Raw genomic sequence first — 19,127 nt, 5'->3', positions numbered from 1 at the left:
CATGGAACTGACCACCGTCTGGTTCGCCCTGATCGCCGTGCTCTGGGTCGGCTACTTCTGCCTCGAGGGCTTCGACTTCGGTGTCGGCATGCTCCTGCCGGTGCTGAGCCGCAACGAGACCGAGCGACGCGTCATGATCAACACCATCGGCCCGGTGTGGGACGGCAACGAGGTCTGGGTGCTCGTGGCGGGCGGCGCGACCTTCGCCGCCTTCCCCGAGTGGTACGCCACCCTCTTCAGCGGGTTCTACCTGCCGCTGCTGCTGATCCTCGTCGCCCTGATCGTGCGGGGGCTCTCCTTCGAGTACCGCCACAAGCGCGAGGACGACACCTGGAAGGGACGGTGGGACCTCGCCATCATCTGGGGCTCCTTCGTGCCGGCGCTGCTGTGGGGCGTCGCCTTCGCCAACATCGTCGCCGGCGTGCCGATCGACGCCGACAAGGAGTTCACCGGCACCCTCCTCACGCTGCTCAACCCCTACGGCCTGCTCGGCGGTCTCGTCACCCTCACGCTCTTCACCACGCACGGCGCGATGTTCGTCGCGCTCAAGACCGACGGCGACATCCGCCACCGCGCCCGCGACCTGGCGGTGCGCATCGGTGCCGTGGCCGCCGTGCTGGCCGTGGTCTTCCTCGTCTGGACCCAGGTGAAGACCGGCACTGCCGCTTCGGCGGTCGCCTTCGGGGTCGCCGCACTGTCGCTGGTCGGCGGCCTCGTCGCGGCGGCCCGCGGCCGCGAGGGCTGGGCGTTCGTCGGCACGTTCGTCACGATCGGCCTCGCGGTCATCGGCCTGTTCCTGGCGCTCTTCCCCGACGTGATGCCGTCGACGACCGACCCCGCCTACTCGCTCACCACCACCAACGCAGCGGCGACGGCGTACACGCTGAAGGTGATGACGTGGGTGGCGGTCGTCTTCACCCCGATCGTGCTCGGCTACCAGGCGTGGACCTACTGGGTCTTCCGCAAGCGGATCGCGGTGCACCACATCCCCACGCCGGTCCTCGCGGACGCCGCGAAGTGAAGCCGCTCGACCCGGCGGTCCTCCCGCACCTCCGTCCCGCGCGCGGCCCCCTGGCCGTGGTCGTCGCGAGCGGGGTCGTCGGAGGGCTGGCGACGGTGGCGCAGGCGTTCGCGCTCGGCGCGCTCGTCGTCGCGGCCGTCACCCCGCCGGCCGGTGGCTGGACGGGCGCCGCGTGGGCGTTCGCCGGCCTCGTCCTGCTACGGACGGCGGCGTCGTACGTCGGCCAGCGCGCGGCGGCACGTGCGGCGGGCGAGGTCTCCGGCGCGCTGCGGCAGCGGCTGCTGGACGCCGCGCGCCGCAGCGACGACCTGTCCCCCGCCCGGCTGGTCGTGCTGGCCACGCGCGGCGTCGCCGGGGTCGAGCCCTACGTCGCCCGCTACCTCCCCGCGCTCGTCCCGGCTGCGGTCCTCCCGCTCGTCGCCCTCGCCGCGATCGCCTGGCTCGACCCGCTCTCCGGCCTCGTCGTCGCCCTGACGCTGCCGCTGGTGCCGGTCTTCGCGGTGCTCGTCGGGCTCACCACCCGCGACCGCGCCCGCACACAGTGGCGGGCGCTCGAGGCGCTGTCGGGGCACTTCCTCGACGTGGTCCGCGGACTCCCGACCCTGGTCGCCCACCGCCGGGCCGAGGCGCAGGTCGGCGCCATCCGCTCGGTCACCCACCGCTACCGGCGCGCCACCGTCGACACCCTCAAGGTGGCCTTCGCCTCCTCGTCGGTCCTGGAGCTCGTCGCGACCCTGTCCGTCGCCCTGGTTGCGGTGACGGTCGGCCTGCGGCTCGCGTCGGGCAGCGTCGACTTCGAGGTGGCCCTCACCGTCCTGCTGCTCGCCCCCGAGGCCTACTGGCCGCTGCGTCGCGTGGGCGCGGAGTTCCACGCCGCGGCCGAGGGCACCGCCGCCCTCGCCGACGCCGACGAGCTCCTGGCACGGACGGGGTCGGTCCGGGCCGGCACGGCGCTGCCCACCGCGACCGGCCTGACGCTGCGCGGCCTCGAGGTCGGCCACGTCCCCGGCGCTGCCCTGACCCGCCCCCTGGACCTCGAGCTGCCCGACCGCGGCATCGTCGCGATCGCCGGGCCCTCCGGCTGCGGCAAGTCGACGCTCCTGGCCACGCTCCGCGGCGAGCTCGCGCCCCTCGGCGGCGAGGTCCTCCTGGGAGGCACCCCGCTCGCCGACCTCGACCCCGGCTGGTGGCGCAGCCTCGTCGGGTGGGCGCCGCAGCGGCCGTGGCTGCTGGCCGACACCGTCGGGGCCAACGTGCGCGTCGGCCGCCCGTCGGCCGATGACGACGAGGTCCGCGACGCCCTGCGCAGCGTCGGGATGGCCGACGTCGTCCGCGCCCTCCCCCGCGGCCTCGACACGCCGCTCGGCGAGGACGGTGCCGGGCTCTCGGCGGGTCAGCGGGCCCGCGTCGCGCTGGCCCGCGTCGTGCTCGCCGGCCGCCCGGTCGTGCTGCTCGACGAGCCGAGCGCCCACCTCGACGAGGAGACCGAGCAGGTCCTCCTCGACACCCTCGCCCTGCTGGCGCAGCGCAGCCTGGTGGTCGTGGTGGCCCACCGTCCCGCCGTGCTCGCGGCTGCCGACCGCGTGGTCGAGCTGGTCCCGGCGACCACCACGGCGACGGTCGAGCACCGGCCGGCCGCCGCGGACGTCGTACGCCCCCGGGCTGCGGCGGCTGCTGCGCTCGTCCCCGACGTCGACGACGACCCCCGTCCCCGGTGGGGCATGCGGACCGCCACCCTCCTCGGCGCCCTGTCCACCGCGTCCGGCGTCGCCCTCACCGCGACCGCGGGCTGGCTCATCACCCGGGCCAGCGAGCAGCCGCCGGTGCTCTACCTGATGGTGGCCATCGTCGGGGTCCGCCTCTTCGGCCTCGCCCGCCCGGTGCTCCGCCACGCCGAGCGCGTGCTGAGCCATGACGTCGTCCTCCGCGAGCTCGCCGAGCGCCGGGCGAAGGTGTTCGCCGACCTCGTCCCGCTGGTGCCCGGACGCCTCGGGCCGCGTCGCGGGGACCTGCTCACCGGGGTCGTCGACGACGTGGACGCCCTGCTCGACGAGCGGTTGCGGGTCCGCCAGCCGCTCGTGACCGCGGCGATCGTCGGCGCCGGAGCCGCGGTGCTGACCGCCCTCGTCGCCCCGACGGCGGGCGCGGTCGTCCTGCTGGTCGCCGGCTCGGGAGCGCTCGCCTTCGTGCTCGCCCGCCGGGGCACCGCTGCCGCCGAGCCGCTCGTCGTGTCCCGACGTGCCCGCCTCGGCACCCGGGTCGAGGAGCTCGCCGACGGGCTGCGCGAGCTCGAGCAGTGGGGCGCCACGGACCGGGCCCTCACCACCGTCGCCGAGGAGTCCGCCGGGCTGGCCCGGGCCGTACGACGGTCGTCGCGGGCCGTCGCAGCGGGCGCAGCCCTCACCAGCGCGGCCGCCGGGCTGGGCGTGGTCGCCGTGGCGGCCCTCGTCGACCCCGCCGCCACGACGCCCGCCCGCCTGGCCCTCCTGCTGCTCGTGCCGCTGGCCCTCGCAGACGCCACCGGTGGGCTGGCCGACGCGGGTGCCCTCTCGGTGCGCGCCCGTGCCGCCCGCGAGCGCCTGGACCGCCTCGCCGTCACGACCCCGGCGGTCACCGACCCCGCCTCTCCCCTGCCGCTGCCGGACGGACACGCCGTCGAGGTGCGCGGTGCCGAGCTGGGCTGGACCGACCGGCCGGTGCTGGTGATCGACCACCTCGTCCTGCGGCCGGGCGAGCACCTCGGGATCACCGGCCCGTCCGGGTCCGGGAAGTCGACCCTCGCCGCCACGCTCGTCCGCTTCGTCGACCCGGTCAGCGGTGAGGTCCTGCTCGGCGGGACCGACCTGCGGCGACTCGCCCTCGACGACGTACGCAGCCGGGTGGGGCTCGTCGACGACGACCCCCACGTCTTCGCGTCGACGGTCGCGGAGAACGTCCGGCTCGCCCGTCCGGACGCCGACGACGACGCGGTGCGTGCGGCCCTGGACCGGGCCTGCCTGGGCACGTGGGTGGACGCGCTGCCCGCCGGCATCCACACCCACGTCGGTGCCGGTCGCCGCGAGGTGTCCGGCGGCGAGCGCGCGCGCCTGGCGTTGGCACGATCGCTCCTGGCGGACCCGCCGGTGCTCGTGCTCGACGAGCCGACCGCCCACCTCGACGGGCCGACGGCGCGAGCCGTCGCGGACGAGATGCTCGACTCGGCGGCCCGCGTCGGCCGGTCGATCCTGTGGATCACCCACGGCACGGTGGGGCTCGATGCGATGGACCGGGTGGTGCACCTCGACGCGGGGACCGCGTCGGTCAGTCGGCCTGCTCTCGCGGCGAGCGCAGCGGGAGCGTGAACGTGAACGTGCTGCCCTGACCCAGCTCGGAGGCGACCGACAGCGTCCCGCCGTGCGACTCGGCGATCCGCTGCGCGATCGGCAGGCCGAGCCCGGTGCCGGGCACGGACAGCGCGTTGGGGTTGGTGGAGCGGTGGAACGCGGAGAACACGTGCTGCTGGTCGGCGGTCGAGATGCCGATCCCGGTGTCGGTGACCTCGACGCTCACCTCGTCGCTCCCGACCGTCATCGCGACCGACACCGACCCGTCCTCGGGGGTGTACTTCACCGCGTTGTCGACCATGTTGTCGATCACCCGGGCCAGCTCCTCGGGGTCGCCGAAGACCACCACCGGTGTCGCCTCCGGCCGGTCGAAGTGGAGCCCGACCCCGGCCTGCTTGGCACGGATGCTGAGCAGGTCGACGCTGGCCTCGCACAGCTCGGCGAGGTCGACGGCACGGCGGACGGTCTCGCGCCGGCCCTGGATCCGCGAGTAGTGCAGGAGGTTGGCGACGAGGTTGTTGAGCCGGCCTGCGTTGCGGATGATCGCGTCGATCGAGGAGAGGTCGGGGTGCCGGTCGGCGATCAGCTCGGCGTGGCCGAGGATCGCGGTGAGCGGCGTCTTGAGCTCGTGGGAGATCGTCGCGATCAGCTCGCTGCGGTAGCGCGCCAGCTCGCGCAGCTCCTGGACGAGCCGCTGCTCGGTCTCCAGGACCCGGGACGCCCGAACGGTCTGGGCGAGGAGCCGGCTCACCTCGAGCACGGCGTCGGCCTCGTTGGCGGTCACGGAGCGGGCGTGGCGGGCGAATCCCAGCACGAGGTAGCCGACGAGGTCGTCCTGGGACACGAGCGGTGACACGAGAGCGCGGTCGACCCGCATGCCGCGCATCAGCTCCTGCACCCGCGCGGCGCTGCGGGGCAGCTGCGGCGAGGACGGGTCGTCGACGCCGAGCTCGATGAGCACGGGAAGGTCCTCGAGACGGGTGAGGTCCTCGCGGATCTCGGGCACGTCGTGCTCGGCGGTGAAGGCGTACGGCGTCCCCACGCCGAGCTGGCTGCCCTGGGCGTCGGTGGGGAAGGTGCGGACCACGGTCTGCACCGTGCCGAGCGACTCCGCGACCGCCACCACGGCCGCGCCGAGCGTCTGGGACAGGTTCTGCGCGGTCGCGGCGCCGGCCACCGTGGTGAGCATCCGGTCGAGGCGCACCCGGTCGGTGAGGCGCTCCCGCTCCCGGGCGTTGGACAGCGCCACGCCCGCCTGCACCGCGAACATCTCGAGCAGCTCCCGGTCGGCCTCGTCGGGCACCCGCCCGTCGGCCGGGAGGTCGACCGCCATGTTGCCGAGGAGCTCACCGGCCGCCGAGTAGAGCGGGGCGTAGAGGGCGTGCTCGGGGTGCCACGCGTCCGGGTCGCCGGTCGGCTGGAACTCGGGGACCCAGGCCGCCTGCAGCCGCGCGGCCGACATCCGCCCGGCGGGCACGAAGCGGAGGATGCCCCACTTGTCGGCCTCGCGGAACTCGTCGAGGATCTGCTCGGCCGGGGTGCGGCGGTGGAGGATCTGGGCGACCACGTCGGGCGGGCCGGCGACGTGCGTCATCACCAGGACGTCTCCCTCGAGGCGGGCGATCGCGGCCACGCCGTAGCCCAGCACGTCGACGACGCCGTGGGCGATCTCCTCCAGGATCACCTCGGTGTCGGTGGAGGAGTTGACGCGCCGCATCAGCTCGGCCAACCGGCTCAGCGCGCCCTGGCTGCGCGGCATGTCCACCTCCCCACCCAGGCCTGACGGCCGCAACTGCTGCTGGTCCTGCTGGTGCTGCTGGTCCGTCGTCCCCGCGTCGATGCTAGGGCCGTCAGGCCTCGATCACCACAGGAATGATCATCGGACGACGGCGGTGCGCGCGGTTGACCCAGCGACCGACCACACGGCGGACGGTCTGCTGCAGCTGGTAGCTGTCGTTGGTGCCGTCGGCGACAGCGGCGTCGATCGCGTCGATGATGGGCTGGCGGATCTCGTCGAACGTCGACTCGTCCTCGGCGAAGCCGCGGGCGTGGATCTCCGGGCCCGAGACCACCTTGCCGGTCACCGAGTCGACGACCACGATCACGGAGAGGAAGCCCTCCTCCCCCAGGATGCGGCGGTCCTTCATCGACGCCTCGGACACGTCACCGATGGTGGTGCCGTCGACGAAGACGTAGCCGACCTCCACCTTGCCGGTCACCTTCGCGACCCCGTCGACCAGGTCGACCACGACACCGTCCTCGGCGAGCACGACGTTCTGCACGCCGGTGGCACGGGCCAGGTCGGCGTTGGCCCGCATGTGGCGGACCTCGCCGTGCACCGGCATCACGTTGCGCGGCTTGACGATGTTGTAGCAGTAGAGCAGCTCACCGGCGCTGGCGTGGCCGGACACGTGGACGAGGGCGTTGCCCTTGTGCACGACGTTGGCGCCGAGCCGGGACAGCCCGTTGATCACGCGGTAGACCGCGTTCTCGTTGCCCGGGATCAGCGAGCTGGCGAGGACGACGGTGTCGCCCTCCTCGAGGTGCACGAAGTTGTGGCTGCGCTGGGCGATGCGGCTCAGCGCCGACATCGGCTCGCCCTGCGACCCCGTCGAGATGAGCACCTGCTTGTGGGGCGGCAGGTCCGCGAGCTCCTTGGCCTCGACCATCACGCCGGGCGGCACGGTGAGGTAGCCGAGCTCCTGCGCGATGGCCATGTTGCGCACCATCGAACGGCCGACGTAGCCGACCTTGCGACCGTGGGCGACCGCGGCGTCGAGCACCTGCTGGACGCGGTGCACGTGGGAGGCGAAGCAGGCCACGATGATGCGCTGGTCGCTCTTGGCGAAGACGCGCTCGAGGACCGGGGAGATGTCCTTCTCCGAGGTGGTGAAGCCCGGCACCTCGGCGTTGGTGGAGTCGGTGAGGAAGAGGTCGACGCCCTCGTCGCCGAGGCGCGCGAACTCGTTCAGGTCGGTGATCCGACCGTCGAGCGGGAGCTGGTCCATCTTGAAGTCGCCGGTGTGCAGCACGACGCCGGCACCGGTGCGGATGACGACCGCCAGCGCGTCGGGGATCGAGTGGTTGACCGCGACGAACTCGAGGACGAACGGGCCGAAGGTGATCGTCTGGCCCTCGGCCACCTCGTAGTGGACCGTCTCCTTGAGGCGGTGCTCGCGGAGCTTGGAGCCGAGCAGGGCCAGGGTCAGCTTGGACCCGACGAGCGGGATGTCGCCGCGCTCGCGCAGCAGGTAGGGCGTGGCGCCGATGTGGTCCTCGTGGCCATGGGTCAGCACCAGCGCCTCGACGGCGTCGAGGCGGTCCCGGATCGGCTCGAAGTCGGGAAGGATCAGGTCGACGCCCGGGTGGTGGTCCTCGGGGAACAGCACGCCGCAGTCGACGAGCAGCAGGCGGCCGTCGTACTCGAACGCGGTCATGTTGCGTCCCACCTCGCCCAGCCCACCGAGCGGGATGACCCGGAGGCCTCCGGCCGGGAGGGGGGCGGGCGCGCTCAGGTCGGGATGGGGATGGCTCAAGGTGATCCTCGGGTTCGTTGTCAGTGGTTCAGATGAGGCCGGCGGCGGCCAGGCCCGTGCGGAGCGCTGCGACCTCGTGGTCGTCCAGCGCGACGAGCGGGCCGCGCACGCGGCGGTTGTCGAGCACCCCGAGCAGCTCGAGGGCTGCCTTGGCGGTGGTGGCTCCGTAGTTGGGGACGCCCATGACGGCGTCGAAGGCCGGGACGAGCGTCGTGTGGATGCGCAGGGCCTCGGCGTGGTCGCCGCGGACCCAGGCGTCGATCATCGACGCCAGCTGGTCGCCCGCGGCGTGGGCCACGACCGAGACGAGCCCCACGCCGCCGTAGGCGAGGTAGCCCAGGGTGGCGACGTCGTCGCCGGAGTAGACGGAGTAGCCCATCTCCACGAGCTGGGCCGTGCGCGGCAACAGGCCGGTGGCGTCCTTGACCGAGGTGACGTGGTCGTAGCGTCGCATCGCCTCGTAGGTGTCGAGCTCGATGAGGCTGGCCGTGCGCCCGGGCACGTCGTAGAGCATGACGGGCAGGTCGGTCGCCTCCGCCACCGAGGTGAAGTGGTGGCGCAGGCCGACCTGGCCGGGCTTGTTGTAGTAGGGGCTGACGAGCAGGACGCCGTCGACGCCGACCTTCTCCGCCTGGCGCGCCAGCTCCACCGAGTGGGCCGTGGCGTTGGTGCCGACGCCCGCGATGACGCTCGCCCGGTCGCCCACCGCGTCGTGGACGGCGCGGAGGATCTCGCCGTCCTCGGCCACCGAGGTGGTCGGGCTCTCCCCGGTCGTGCCGCTGACGACGACGCCGTCGTTGCCGTGCTCGACGAGGTGCGCCGCGATCCGCGCGGTGCCCTCGAGGTCGACGCTGCCGTCCTCGTGGAACGCGGTGGCCATCGCGGTGAGGAGGCGGCCGAACGGGACAGCGGAGCTCATGACCGAAGGTTATCGCCCATCGGTCCTGCCACCGTCGTCGCCGAGCCGCGGACCGGTGTCGGACGCGTGGTCTACGGTCAGCGGATGGCGTACGACGAGGTGCTGGCGCAGCGGATCCACGATCTGCTCGACGGCGAGCCGGGAGTGACGTCGAAGAGGATGTTCGGCGGTCTCGGCTTCATGGTCGACGGACACATGGCGGTCGCCGCGGGCAGCGGTGGCGCGCTGATGGTGCGCGCCGACCCGGCCGACGGCGAGCGGTGGATCGACGGCCAGGGCGTGAATCCGATGGAGATGCGCGGCCGGCCCATGACAGGGTGGCTGCTCGTCGCCGCGGAGGCGGTCGTCGACGACGAGCAGCTCCGGCTCTGGGTCGACCGCGGCGTGGGACACGTCCGCACCCTGCCTCCCAAGGAGAAGTAGTGCTCGACCTCGTGCTCCCCGAGGGGCTCGCCCCGGCACAGCGCTCCACGATCGCCTCGCTCGCCGAGCGCAACCACGCCGCGCACGGCGACGACCTGCTCGGGCTCGTGCTCAGCGGGTCCGCCGCCCGCGACCTCGCCACCGAGCACTCCGACCTCGACGTCATCGTCGTGCTGACCGACGAGGCGGCCGCCGGGCGTTCGACCGCCAAGTCCCGTGAGGTCGACGAGATCGTGGACTCCTGGTCCGAGCTGCAGGCCGTCGGCGCCTTCGGCACCGAGGACTGGTGGTACCGCTGGTCCTACGCCTGGGCCCCGGTCCTGCTCGACCGCACCGGCGGCCAGGTCACGGATGCGGTGCTCCGCCAGGCGACCCTGTCCCCGACGGAGGCTGACGGCGTCCTCATCGACCACGACCGGCTCGACGGCTGGCTCAACTTCGCCTACCGCGCGCTGAAGGGCGACCGTGACGGCCGCCCGCTGGAGACGAGGCTCGACGCGGCCGAGTCGGTGCCGTGGCTGCTCGACGTGCTGTTCGCGATGGCCGGCCGGGTGCGGCCCTACAACAAGTACCTCGCCTGGGAGCTGCGCACCCACCCGCTCGACGGCTGGCCGGCCGACGACCTGCTCGGGCTCGTCGAGCGCACGCTAGACGGTGACGTCAGCGCGATCCGCGAGACCTTCGCCCGGGTGCGCCCGGCGTGCTCGTCGTACGACGCCTCGCGCGGGCACACGCGCACGACCGACATGGTCGAGGGGTGGGGCGAGGAGCTGCGGCTGTTCGAGCCTCGCTAGCGGACGACGAGGCGGAAGCGCATCCGCGCACTGGCGCCCGGGCCTGACAGTGACGCCGTGAAGTGCGTCAGCCCGGCGTCGCGCACGGTGCCGCGCACCAGGATGCGGTCGCCCCTCACCTGCCACCTCAGGCCCCTCGGGAGCCGCCGGTCGACCCGCGCCTCGACGACCGGGCCGGTGAAGCGGATGGTCGCCCGGTAGGCCCGGCCCATGTGCGCCCGAGGCAGCCGGGTGGTGACGAACGCCGGCCGCTGCGCCGGCGTCGCGACCCCGGGTGCCGCGCCTACGGTCGTGGGCGACGTCGGGAGCGGGGCCGGGAGCGGAGTCGGTGTCGGGGCGGTCGCGGGCGCCGGGCTGGACGTCGGCGTCTGGGGCGGCGTACCCGTCGTGGTCGAGGTCGCCAGGGTGAGGGTGTAGGGGCCGAGGGAGCCGTAGTCGTCGTAGCGACCGGCCTCGCCCGGGTCGCCGGAACCCACCCCGTCGACCAGGACCGTCCAGGTCCCGGCGGAGGTCCCCAGGTCGGCGGTCCACGTGGCCGACATCGAGGCGTCGCTGGCGGTCTCGGCGACCGGATCGACGGTCGCGACGGGAACGCCCCGCGGATCGAGGACGGTGAGCCCCACGTCGAGGTCGGAGGAACCGGCGAGTCCGCCGACGGCGACCGTCGTGGCGCCGACGCCGATGAAGGAGAACGCGTCGACGTCGGTGCGCGAGGTGATCGTCCCCGTCGTGGTGCCTGGGGCGATCGGGGTGGCGGCCGATGCCGACGCAGCGTGGTCGTCGGCCAGCACGGGAGCGGTCCGGGCGATGACGGCGACGTCGTCCTCGAGGTTGTCGGCGTCGGGGTAGGCGCCGCTGGACCACTGCGAGGCGCGCCTGCCGTAGGAGGCGCCCATGATCGGAGCCCAGCCCCGGGCCCCGGTGTAGTAGGAGGCCGTGCTGGTGCCGTCGTGGCTGAGCCCGAAGGTGTGGCCGACCTCGTGGCTGACGACCTGGCCGACGTTGAGGCCGCTCGTCCCGGCGCCGTCGGTGAAGGCCCACGCCGGCTGGTAGGCGCTCGCCCCGACTGCGCCCAGCACGCCGACGTACGCGGCTCCACCGCACCCGCAACCGGAGCCGACGACGTTCGTGGACGTGACCACGACGGGCACCCCGTAGGTCTGGTCGCTGCTGCTGGTCCGGGTCAGCGCGGACGGGGCGGGCTCGCGGGTCGTCACGTTGACGTCGAACGGGGCGAAGTCCTCGGCGACGGACTGCCACGCCAAGAAGACCTGGGTGCGCTCGGTGTCGCTGAACGTCGTGGTGTCGCCGTCGACGGAGTAGGCCGGGGAGACGACCTCCCGACCACCGTCCCAGTGGGTGCCGACGTAGGTGGCTCCGTCGAAGTCGAGGAAGACCGTGCGGTCGGAACCCGGCCGCGACGACAGGTCGAAGACGTCGGTGGGCACGTCCTGCGTGGTGGCCGCTGCGGTGTCCCGGTGCCGCGCGGGCACGGCGTCGTCGACGACGAAGACGCGACCGCACTCGTCCAGCCAGGACGTGTCGTCGCCGGCGAGGTGGGTGAGCTCCTCGCGAGTCAGGTCGTTGTGACCTCGCACCTCCGAGGCGCTCAGGCCGTGGTCGAGCGCGGCGCCGAGACGCGTCGGACGGTCGACCGAGGTCTCCACGCAGCTCGCGCCGGTCACGTCCGCCTGGCCGGCCGCTGCCGGGCCGCCCGAGAGCGCGCCCAGGCCGATGGCCGACGCCACCAGGACGCGGCTGAGGAGGGCGCGATGACGGAGTCGCACGAGGGTGTCCTTGCAGAGGGAGTGGGCTCCCCGACCGGGGAGTCCTCACTTCCTATCGCCCGGATCTCCACGCCTGGAGCACCCTTCGGCAACAGGACCTCCTCAGTGCCGTGTGCCCCGGATCACCGGGAGCACGTGGTGCTCGAGCATCGGCGCGAGGTCGTCGGGAGGGTCGTGCAGCGGGGTCCAGCGCACCTCGGCGATCTCGGCGGACGCGACCGGGTCGGCGTCGGACTCCACCCAGAAAACGGTCGAGTGCAGCGAGTGGCCGGGTTCGTTGGCCGCCTCGGAGAGGAACTCCCCCAGCAAGATGGCCGACTCGATCTCCAGACCGACCTCTTCGTAGGTCTCCCGCAGTGCGGCGTCGCGCGCCGACTCACCGGGCTCCAGCTTGCCGCCGACCAGCATGAACCGCTCGGTCCCCCGCTTGCGGACCGTCAGCACGTGCCCGTCGCGCACGAGCGCGACGGCCGCGACCACGATGTGCCTGTCCCGGTCGACCTCCATGGGCCGAGGATCGCAGGTCACCCCGGACAGCACGCAGCCACCCTGACCGGGGCTTACCCGGCGGGTGGCTGCGTGATGCTGCTCGCTGGTCCGTCAGCCGCCTCTCGGCGATGGGCCGCTCGTAGCGGCAGGTGGTGAGGCCCGGGGGCATGATGCGGAGCCAGCTGCCCTCCACAACGGTGACCCGGCCGGGTTCATTCCCGATGGTCGCGTGTGGTCTGCACCACCACCGCCGCACGTGTGCGAGAAGTCGGCCGGCGGGTCGGCCGGAAGATGGTCACGACCCCAGCGCCCGGCGGACGGCGTCGAGGGCCTCGGCGTCCGAGAGCCCGAGGCCGCGCACGGAGGCGACGTACGACGACGCGGCCTCGCGCAGCGACCGCTGCACGCCCGACCCGGCGACGAAGGTGCCGGCCCGGCCACGCGTCTCGACGACGCCGAGCGCCTCGAGCTCCTTGTAGGCGCGGGCCACGGTGCCGGGCGCGAGGCCGAGGTCGTCGGCGAGGGCCCGCACCGGCGGCAGCCGGAAGCCCGGGTCGAGGGTGCCGGCGTCGACCTGGGCCCGGATGCCGTCACGCACCTGCTCGAACGGAGGGACACCGGAGGACGGGTCGACGGCGAGCCTCACGCGGCCGGGTCCATCCGCTCCAGCCACACCCGCTCGTAGCCGTCGAAGGCCTCGCGCCGGGTCTCCACCCACTCCCCGGCGGGGAACTGCGGGTAGTGGACGTCGCCCTCGGGCTCGAGGTCGACCTCTGTCAGCACCTGGTGCGTGGCGTGCGGCAGCAGGGCGGCGTAGACCTCTCCCCCGCCCGCGACCATGAGGTCGCCGGGCTGCGACCCGGCCAGACCGAGCGCCTCCTCGACCGTGTGGGCGACGAGCACGCCGTCGTGGCTCCAGTCGGCGTGGCGGGTCAGGACGATCGTGGTCCGCCCGGGCAGCGGCCGGCCGATCGACTCGAAGGTGGTGCGGCCCATGAGCAGCGTGTGGCCCCACGTGAGCTCCTTGAACTGCGCCTGCTCACCCGGGAGGCGCCACGGGATGTCGGGGCCGTTGCCGATGACGCGGTTGCGGGCGTGGGCGGCGACGAGGACGATGCGCTGGTCGGGACGGAGCACGGGCCGACCCTATCGATCGCGGCCGGACCCTGTTCGCGGCGTTCTGGCCGTGCCACCGTGGGAGGAACCATCCTGACCCCGGAGGCTCCGATGAGCACCACAGACAGCACGACCTGCCCCGACTGCCACGCCGTCGTGGCCGACCTCGCCGCCCACGAGCGGTGGCACACGCGCCTGGTGGCCGACGTCGCGAAGGCGGTCAGCCAGGCGCTCGAGCGCCGCTAGCGTCCGACGACGCTAGACCGCGATGGGCGCCTTGATGCCCGGGTGGGGGTCGTAGCCCTCGACCGCGATGTGCTCGAGGTCGAAGCCGTCGATCTCGGTGACGGTGGGGTCGAGCACGAGGCGCGGCAGCGGCCGCGGCTCTCGCGAGAGCTGGAGCTTCGCCTGCTCGACGTGGTTGAGGTAGAGGTGGGCGTCGCCCATCGTGTGCACGAAGTCGCCCACCTCCAGCCCGGTCACCTGGGCCACCATGTGCGTCAGCAGCGCGTAGGACGCGATGTTGAACGGGACGCCGAGGAAGGTGTCGGCCGAGCGCTGGTAGAGCTGGCAGGAGAGCCTGCCGTCGGCGACGTAGAACTGGAACAGCGTGTGGCACGGCGGGAGGGCCATGTCGTCGACGTCGGCGACGTTCCACGCCGAGACGATGTGACGGCGCGAGTCGGGGTTGGTGCGGATGCCCTCGACGAGTCGGCTGACCTGGTCGACGTGACGGCCGTCGGGAGTGGGCCACGAGCGCCACTGGTAGCCGTAGACCGGGCCGAGGTCGCCGTTGTCGTCGGCCCACTCGTCCCAGATCGTGATGCCGCGGTCCTGCAGCCACTTCACGTTGGTGTCGCCGCGCAGGAACCACAGCAGCTCGCCGAACACCGAGCGGGTGTGCACCTTCTTGGTGGTGACCAGCGGGAACCCCTCGGAGAGGTCGAAGCGCATCTGGTGGCCGAAGACGCTCAGCGTGCCGGTGCCGGTGCGATCGGTCTTCTCCACTCCCTCGTCGAGGATCCGCTGGAGCAGGTCGAGGTAGGCGCGCACGGGACGACTCTACGACCTGCTACGACCGGGGCACCCGCGCCTCGCCCACGACGCACTCGACGTCGAAGACGAGGTCGGGGCCGTCGCGCCACGGCGCGTCCAGGTCGTCGTACGCCGCCCGCAAGCGGGCTCGCACGTCGTCGGACTGCTCGCGCCACAGGGCGCCGAAGTTGCCGACCGAGGTCAGCCCCGCCCACAGGTCGTCGGGGGCGATGCGCCACTGCCAGGCGTGCGTGCCGGCGTGGGTGACGGCCAGTCCCGCCTCGCCGAGGATGCCGGCGAGCCCGTGCGGCGAGCGCTCGAAGTCGCGCTCCGCCGGCAGCCGCGGTGACGGGGAGCGGGTGGCGCCCGCTGCGTCGAGCAGACCGCTCCACATCACCGCCTGCGGCGGAGGGGTGCTGCCCCAGATCGTCGCGCGCACGGTGCCGCCGGGCGCGGCCACCCGCCGCAGCTCCCGCGCCCCGGCGCGCGGGTCGTCGACGTGGTTGAGAACGAAGGACGCCGTCACCGCCTCGAAGCCGTCGTCGGCCAGGGGCAGGTCGGGCAGACCGCCCACGACCACGTCCGCGCCGAGCGCGGTCGAGGCGAGCGCGGCCATCTCCGGGTCCGGCTCGACCCCGATGGCGTCGTGCCTGGCCTCGCGCGCCGCCAGCACGAGCGCTCCTGTGCCACACCCGACGTCGAGCAGCCGCCCGCCGCTGGGCAGGCCCGAGAGCAGGATCGGTTCGGCGCCGGCGCACAGGCCGGCGAAGCTGCGGGCGTAGGCCTTCGCCACGCCGCTCCAGAGTGCTTCCGCCACGAGGCGCGACCCTAGCGGCCGACGTTGGCAGGTCAGCGCAACCGGACCGTGCCGCCCGCGGGGACCGTGACCGGCGCCTGGCACGTCCACTCGGTCGGGCACGCGACGACCGCCCGACGCCCGGTCTCGGACTGCCGCAGCGTGTCCTCCGACCCTGCGCGACGGGCGGAGTCGACGAGGTGGGCCCATCCCCCGCCGGCCAGCGGCACGCTCTCCACCCACACGTCGTACATGCCGAGGCCGCGGACGGGCGGCGCCACGGGGACCAGGTCGAGGGCGCTCGGTGCCTCGTCGACCGGCCCGACCTCGCCGTCAGCGTCGACCCGCACCACGTCGCCCGAGCGCAGCCGCGCGACCACGGCGGCACGCGACGCACCGTCGGCGAAGTCGGCGACGAACACCTCGACGTCCGGGAGCTCCACCACGACGTCCTGGAGGTGCAGCTCGTCCTCGGCGTACCACGCGACCGGGAGCCGGTTGGCCTCCTCACGGACCTCCGGCGGCTCCGGCTGCGCCGCCCACCACGCCCACCCCGCGGCGAGCAGCGCCACGACAGCGAGCCCGGCGAGGGTGCGACGGGTGCCCCGGCGTCGACGTGCGGCACGCACCCGGCCGGCGCGCTCGAGCCACTCGTCCGGGCCGTCGCGCGGGTCACGGGGTCGTACGGCGTGGGGCACCGGCTCGCCCGGCCGGACGGGGAGCCCGGCCGCCTCCCGCGCCTGTGACCACAGCGTCACGTCGACCTGCTCGTCGCGCACCCGACGCCGCCACGACCGGCGGGCGGCGAGCAGCGTCTCCGCGACCGCGAGCCGCGCGCGGTCGCCCGCGACGCCGTCGTCCTCCAGCCCGCCGACGAGGTCGGCCCAGCGCGCGTCGACGTACGCCGCGAAGTCGGACCGGTCCGTCACGACTCAGGCGCTGAGCGACATCGGTCCGTAGACCTGGCGGTCGTGCTCGAACAGCGTCACCGCGGCGACGCCCTGCTCCGCCAGGTCGGCCCAGATCTCGCCGACCCACGACTCCGCGTCGCCCTGGGTGGCGAAGCGCTGGTCGGAGTGGCCGATCACCTCGACGGCTTCGCCGGACGCGTCCTCGAGCCGCCACCACCACGGCCGCTCGGCGGCCGAGGGCTGGCGGAACGTCGGGGGCTGGCCGGGCAGCATCAGGACTCCCTGACCGACGGGTCGACGAAGGGCGGCTTGACGAGCTGGAAGATCTCCCGGCGGCCACGGATGTCGACGCCGACCTGCGCGTCCTCCGCGACCATGGTCGGGATCAGGGCGAGGCCGATGCCCTTCCTCAACGTCGGGGAGAAGGTGCCGGACGTGATGTCGGCCAGGGGCACGTCGTGGGTGAGGGTGACGCCCATGCCCGGGCGGGGGATGCCGCGCCCGACTGCGACGAGCCCGCGCAGGCGCCGCTTGGGCCCGTCCTCCTTGACCTTCACCACCGCGTCGCGGCCCCAGAAGGTGTTCTTCCTCCACCCGACCGCCCACGACAGCCCCGCCTCGACGGGGTTGGTGGCGAGGCTGATGTCCTGGCCGTGCAGCGGGTAGCCCATCTCGGTGCGGAGCGTGTCCCGGGCGCCGAGGCCGCACGCCGTGATCCCCCACTCCTCGCCCGCGGCCATCAGGTCGTCCCAGAGCCGACCGGCGACCGAGTTGGCGACGACGAGCTCGTAGCCGCGCTCGCCGGTGTAGCCGGTGCGGCACACGACGACGCCGACGCCGGTGTCGCCCAGCTCGGCCTCGACGAAGGACATGTAGTCGTGGCCCGTCGGCATCCCGATCTTCTCGAGCACCTCGTCGGAGCGGGTGCCCTGCACGGCCAGCACGGCGTAGTCCTCGTGGTGGCTGCGCACCTTCACCTCCGGCGGCGCGGCGGCGGCGAGACGCGCCACGACCTCGGCGGTGTTGGCCGCGTTCGGGATCAGCAGCACGTGCTCGAGGTCGTGCCAGTAGGCGATGAGGTCGTCGACGATCCCGCCCGACTCGTCGAGGCAGAGGGTGTACTGCGCCTTGCCGGGCTCGATCTTCGCGAGGTCGTTGGACAGGGTCGCGTTGACGAAGTCCGCGGCGCCCGGGCCGGACACCATCGCCTTGCCGAGGTGGCTCACGTCGAAGATCCCGACGGACTCGCGGACAGCCGTGTGCTCCTTCACGACACCGGTGGGGTACTCCAGCGGCATCGACCACCCGCCGAACTCGGCGAACTTCGCACCGAGGGCCTCGTGACGGTCGTGGAGGGGCGACTGCTTGAGCGATCCGGCCATGTCGCGAACCTACCGCAGCGGTACGCGCGTCAGGCCTCGCCTAACATGCCGCGGGTGACCACCTACGCCCTGCGCAGCGCCAGTCCCGCCAAGACCCGAGCCGACGCCGTCGTCGTGGGAGTGGTCGCCGGCCCCAAGGGCCCGCGGCTGTGCGACGCCGCCGCGGACGTCAGCGCGGCGTACGGCCGCCGCCTGCGCCCGTTCCTCTCCACGATGGGCGTGACCGGCAAGGCCGGCGAGGCGGTCCGGACCCCGTCGCGCGACGAGGTCAACGCGCCCCTCCTGGTCTTCGTCGGGCTCGGCGAGGACCCGACCGACCCCATCGCCGTACGCCGTGCAGCCGGCGTCGCCGCCCGCAACGTCCCCAACGCCGCCTCGGTCGCCCTCGCCCTGCCGAGCGAGACGCCCGAGCTGGTCGCGGCCGTGGTCGAGGGCCACCGTCTCGGGAGCTACACGTTCACCGCCTACAAGTCCGCGAAGTCGGAGACCACCGAGCCCAACGACGTCGTCGTGCTCACCGGCATCGCCCGCCGCGGCGACGCCGTGGCCGCGCTCGAGCGCGCGGAGGTCCTCGCCGACGCCGTCGCACTGACCCGCGACTGGGTCAACACCCCGCCCCGCGACTGCACCCCGCCGCTGCTGGCCGAGCTCGTCACGGCCGCGCACAAGGAGGTCACCAAGGGCCGGGGTGCGCCGAAGGTGAAGCTCGAGGTGTTCGACCACGAGCAGCTCGCCGAGATGGGCTGCGGCGGCATCCTCAGCGTCGGCGACTCCTCCGAGGCGCCGTCGCGCCTGGTGAAGCTGACGTGGGCTCCGCAGGACGCTGTGGCGCACCTCGCGCTGGTCGGCAAGGGCGTCACCTTCGACTCAGGCGGCCTCACCATCAAGCCGTCCTCGAGCATGGTCAACATGAAGGGCGACATGGCCGGCGCGGCCAGCGTCGTGTCCGCCACCCTCGCGATCGCGCGACTCGGCCTGCCGGTCAAGGTGACCGCCTTCGCACCGATGGCCGAGAACATGGTGTCCGGCACCGCCACCCGGCCCGGCGACGTCATCACCATGCACAACGGCACGACGGTGGAGATCGCCAACACCGACGCCGAGGGCCGGATGCTGCTGGGCGACGCGCTGTCGCTCGCGGTGCTGGAGGAGCCCGACCTGCTCGTCGACATCGCCACGCTCACCGGCCACATGCAGCTCGCGCTCGGCGACAAGGTCGGCGCCGTCATGGGCACCGAGGCGGAGGTCGAGGTCGTGCTGGCCGCGGGCCGGGCCGCCGGCGAGCAGCACTGGCCGATGCCCATCCCCGAGGAGATGAAGGAGCGCATCGGCTCCTCCAAGGTCGCCGACCTGCTCCAGCACGACTGGGTGCGCTGGGGTGGCGGCCTGTACGCCTCGGCGTTCCTGCGCGAGTTCACCGGTGGGCTGCCGTGGGCGCACCTCGACATCGCCGGCAAGGAGATGAACCTCGGCGGCGCCTACGGCCACGTGCCGGCGGGCGCGACCGGCTTCGGGGTCACCACGCTGGTCGAGGTCGCGCGCTCGCTCGCCGAGGTCCGGCCCGAGGCCTGACGCTTTCGGTGGCGGCTGCCGCC

18 protein-coding genes are annotated in these 19,127 nt (G+C 73.5%); 6 read left to right on the top strand and 12 right to left on the bottom strand.

Annotated elements, in window-relative coordinates:
* Position 1: 1 nt before the first annotated feature.
* Complete coding sequence (gene cydB, locus AC3A3L_RS14840; protein WP_487640813.1) at positions 2–1,021, top strand: cytochrome d ubiquinol oxidase subunit II; 1,020 nt, start codon at positions 2–4, stop codon at positions 1,019–1,021.
* Positions 1,018–4,362, top strand: coding sequence for a thiol reductant ABC exporter subunit CydD (cydD, locus tag AC3A3L_RS14835; RefSeq protein WP_487640812.1), 3,345 nt, complete (start codon positions 1,018–1,020; stop codon positions 4,360–4,362). The genes cydB and cydD overlap by 4 nt, the downstream gene beginning before the upstream one ends.
* On the opposite strand, the gene AC3A3L_RS14830 is transcribed toward cydD, so the two are convergent.
* The 3 genes from AC3A3L_RS14830 to dapA all read right to left on the bottom strand — a co-directional run bounded on the left by AC3A3L_RS14830 (position 4,322) and on the right by dapA (position 8,799).
* Entirely contained in the window at positions 4,322–6,103 is a 1,782-nt protein-coding gene (locus AC3A3L_RS14830; RefSeq protein WP_487640811.1) for an ATP-binding protein, read from the bottom strand. The two genes, cydD and AC3A3L_RS14830, sit on opposite strands and share 41 nt — an antisense overlap.
* A 91-nt stretch (positions 6,104–6,194) precedes the next feature.
* Complete coding sequence (locus tag AC3A3L_RS14825) at positions 6,195–7,880, bottom strand: ribonuclease J (protein WP_487640810.1); 1,686 nt, start codon at positions 7,878–7,880, stop codon at positions 6,195–6,197.
* A gap of 28 nt (positions 7,881–7,908) precedes the next feature.
* Positions 7,909–8,799: a 4-hydroxy-tetrahydrodipicolinate synthase gene (dapA, locus tag AC3A3L_RS14820; protein ID WP_487640809.1), complete on the bottom strand. Its 891-nt coding sequence runs from the start codon at positions 8,797–8,799 to the stop codon at positions 7,909–7,911.
* Between the two features lie 84 nt (positions 8,800–8,883).
* Between dapA and AC3A3L_RS14815 the strand changes: the two genes are divergently transcribed.
* Both AC3A3L_RS14815 and AC3A3L_RS14810 read left to right on the top strand, forming a co-directional pair.
* A complete protein-coding gene (locus AC3A3L_RS14815; RefSeq protein ID WP_487640808.1) occupies positions 8,884–9,222 on the top strand; it encodes a TfoX/Sxy family protein in 339 nt (112 codons plus the stop codon).
* The gene (locus tag AC3A3L_RS14810) at positions 9,222–10,016 is read left to right on the top strand and encodes a nucleotidyltransferase domain-containing protein (protein ID WP_487640807.1); all 795 of its coding nucleotides are present in this window, start codon (positions 9,222–9,224) and stop codon (positions 10,014–10,016) included. Before AC3A3L_RS14815 ends, AC3A3L_RS14810 begins: the two co-directional genes overlap by 1 nt.
* Here the strand turns inward: AC3A3L_RS14810 and AC3A3L_RS14805 are convergent.
* The 4 genes from AC3A3L_RS14805 to AC3A3L_RS14790 all read right to left on the bottom strand — a co-directional run bounded on the left by AC3A3L_RS14805 (position 10,013) and on the right by AC3A3L_RS14790 (position 13,429).
* Positions 10,013–11,803 (bottom strand): M12 family metallo-peptidase, encoded by a 1,791-nt coding sequence (locus tag AC3A3L_RS14805; protein ID WP_487640806.1) that lies wholly within the window; start codon positions 11,801–11,803, stop codon positions 10,013–10,015. The two genes, AC3A3L_RS14810 and AC3A3L_RS14805, sit on opposite strands and share 4 nt — an antisense overlap.
* Positions 11,804–11,905: 102 nt before the next feature.
* Positions 11,906–12,310: an NUDIX hydrolase gene (locus tag AC3A3L_RS14800; RefSeq protein ID WP_487640805.1), complete on the bottom strand. Its 405-nt coding sequence runs from the start codon at positions 12,308–12,310 to the stop codon at positions 11,906–11,908.
* A gap of 277 nt (positions 12,311–12,587) precedes the next feature.
* Complete coding sequence (locus tag AC3A3L_RS14795; protein WP_487640804.1) at positions 12,588–12,938, bottom strand: GntR family transcriptional regulator; 351 nt, start codon at positions 12,936–12,938, stop codon at positions 12,588–12,590.
* Positions 12,935–13,429 (bottom strand): dihydrofolate reductase, encoded by a 495-nt coding sequence (locus AC3A3L_RS14790; protein WP_487640803.1) that lies wholly within the window; start codon positions 13,427–13,429, stop codon positions 12,935–12,937. Before AC3A3L_RS14790 ends, AC3A3L_RS14795 begins: the two co-directional genes overlap by 4 nt.
* Before the next feature lie 90 nt (positions 13,430–13,519).
* On the opposite strand from AC3A3L_RS14790, the gene AC3A3L_RS14785 reads away from it, so the two are divergent.
* On the top strand, positions 13,520–13,654 hold the full coding sequence (locus AC3A3L_RS14785) for a hypothetical protein (protein ID WP_487640802.1): 135 nt from the start codon (positions 13,520–13,522) through the stop codon (positions 13,652–13,654).
* A gap of 12 nt (positions 13,655–13,666) precedes the next feature.
* Here the strand turns inward: AC3A3L_RS14785 and AC3A3L_RS14780 are convergent, their stop codons facing one another.
* Genes AC3A3L_RS14780 through gcvT form a run of 5 tightly spaced genes read right to left on the bottom strand, consistent with a single transcriptional unit; the run spans position 13,667 to position 17,532 of the window.
* Entirely contained in the window at positions 13,667–14,461 is a 795-nt protein-coding gene (locus tag AC3A3L_RS14780) for a thymidylate synthase (protein WP_487640801.1), read from the bottom strand.
* A 19-nt stretch (positions 14,462–14,480) separates the two neighbouring features.
* Positions 14,481–15,260, bottom strand: coding sequence for a class I SAM-dependent methyltransferase (locus AC3A3L_RS14775; RefSeq protein WP_487640800.1), 780 nt, complete (start codon positions 15,258–15,260; stop codon positions 14,481–14,483).
* Positions 15,261–15,292: 32 nt separating this feature from the next.
* Complete coding sequence (locus tag AC3A3L_RS14770) at positions 15,293–16,168, bottom strand: hypothetical protein (RefSeq protein WP_487640799.1); 876 nt, start codon at positions 16,166–16,168, stop codon at positions 15,293–15,295.
* A gap of 3 nt (positions 16,169–16,171) precedes the next feature.
* A complete protein-coding gene (locus tag AC3A3L_RS14765; protein WP_487640798.1) occupies positions 16,172–16,423 on the bottom strand; it encodes a hypothetical protein in 252 nt (83 codons plus the stop codon).
* Positions 16,423–17,532 carry a glycine cleavage system aminomethyltransferase GcvT gene (gene gcvT, locus AC3A3L_RS14760; protein WP_487640797.1) on the bottom strand — a complete coding sequence of 370 codons (1,110 nt, stop codon included), beginning with the start codon at positions 17,530–17,532 and terminating at the stop codon, positions 16,423–16,425. The genes AC3A3L_RS14765 and gcvT overlap by 1 nt, the downstream gene beginning before the upstream one ends.
* A gap of 54 nt (positions 17,533–17,586) precedes the next feature.
* Here gcvT and AC3A3L_RS14755 point away from each other — a divergent pair, with 54 nt between their 5' ends.
* Positions 17,587–19,104, top strand: a complete 1,518-nt coding sequence (locus tag AC3A3L_RS14755) for a leucyl aminopeptidase (protein WP_487640796.1) — start codon at positions 17,587–17,589, stop codon at positions 19,102–19,104.
* Positions 19,105–19,127: the final 23 nt, after the last annotated feature.

The sequence above is a fragment of the Nocardioides sp. Soil_C_8 genome (assembly GCF_057656315.1).
This window is presented reverse-complemented; position numbering and strand designations above follow the sequence as displayed.

Bases quoted from the DNA above. Each gene is read 5' to 3' on its own strand.
- cydB (WP_487640813.1), top strand. From the start codon at position 2: ATGGAACTGACCACCGTCTGGTTCGCCCTGATCGCCGTGCTCTGGGTC.
- AC3A3L_RS14830 (WP_487640811.1), bottom strand. From the start codon at position 6,103: ATGCCGCGCAGCCAGGGCGCGCTGAGCCGGTTGGCCGAGCTGATGCGG.
- dapA (WP_487640809.1), bottom strand. From the start codon at position 8,799: ATGAGCTCCGCTGTCCCGTTCGGCCGCCTCCTCACCGCGATGGCCACC.
- AC3A3L_RS14815 (WP_487640808.1), top strand. From the start codon at position 8,884: ATGGCGTACGACGAGGTGCTGGCGCAGCGGATCCACGATCTGCTCGAC.
- AC3A3L_RS14800 (WP_487640805.1), bottom strand. From the start codon at position 12,310: ATGGAGGTCGACCGGGACAGGCACATCGTGGTCGCGGCCGTCGCGCTC.
- AC3A3L_RS14785 (WP_487640802.1), top strand. From the start codon at position 13,520: ATGAGCACCACAGACAGCACGACCTGCCCCGACTGCCACGCCGTCGTG.
- AC3A3L_RS14765 (WP_487640798.1), bottom strand. From the start codon at position 16,423: ATGCTGCCCGGCCAGCCCCCGACGTTCCGCCAGCCCTCGGCCGCCGAG.
- gcvT (WP_487640797.1), bottom strand. From the start codon at position 17,532: ATGGCCGGATCGCTCAAGCAGTCGCCCCTCCACGACCGTCACGAGGCC.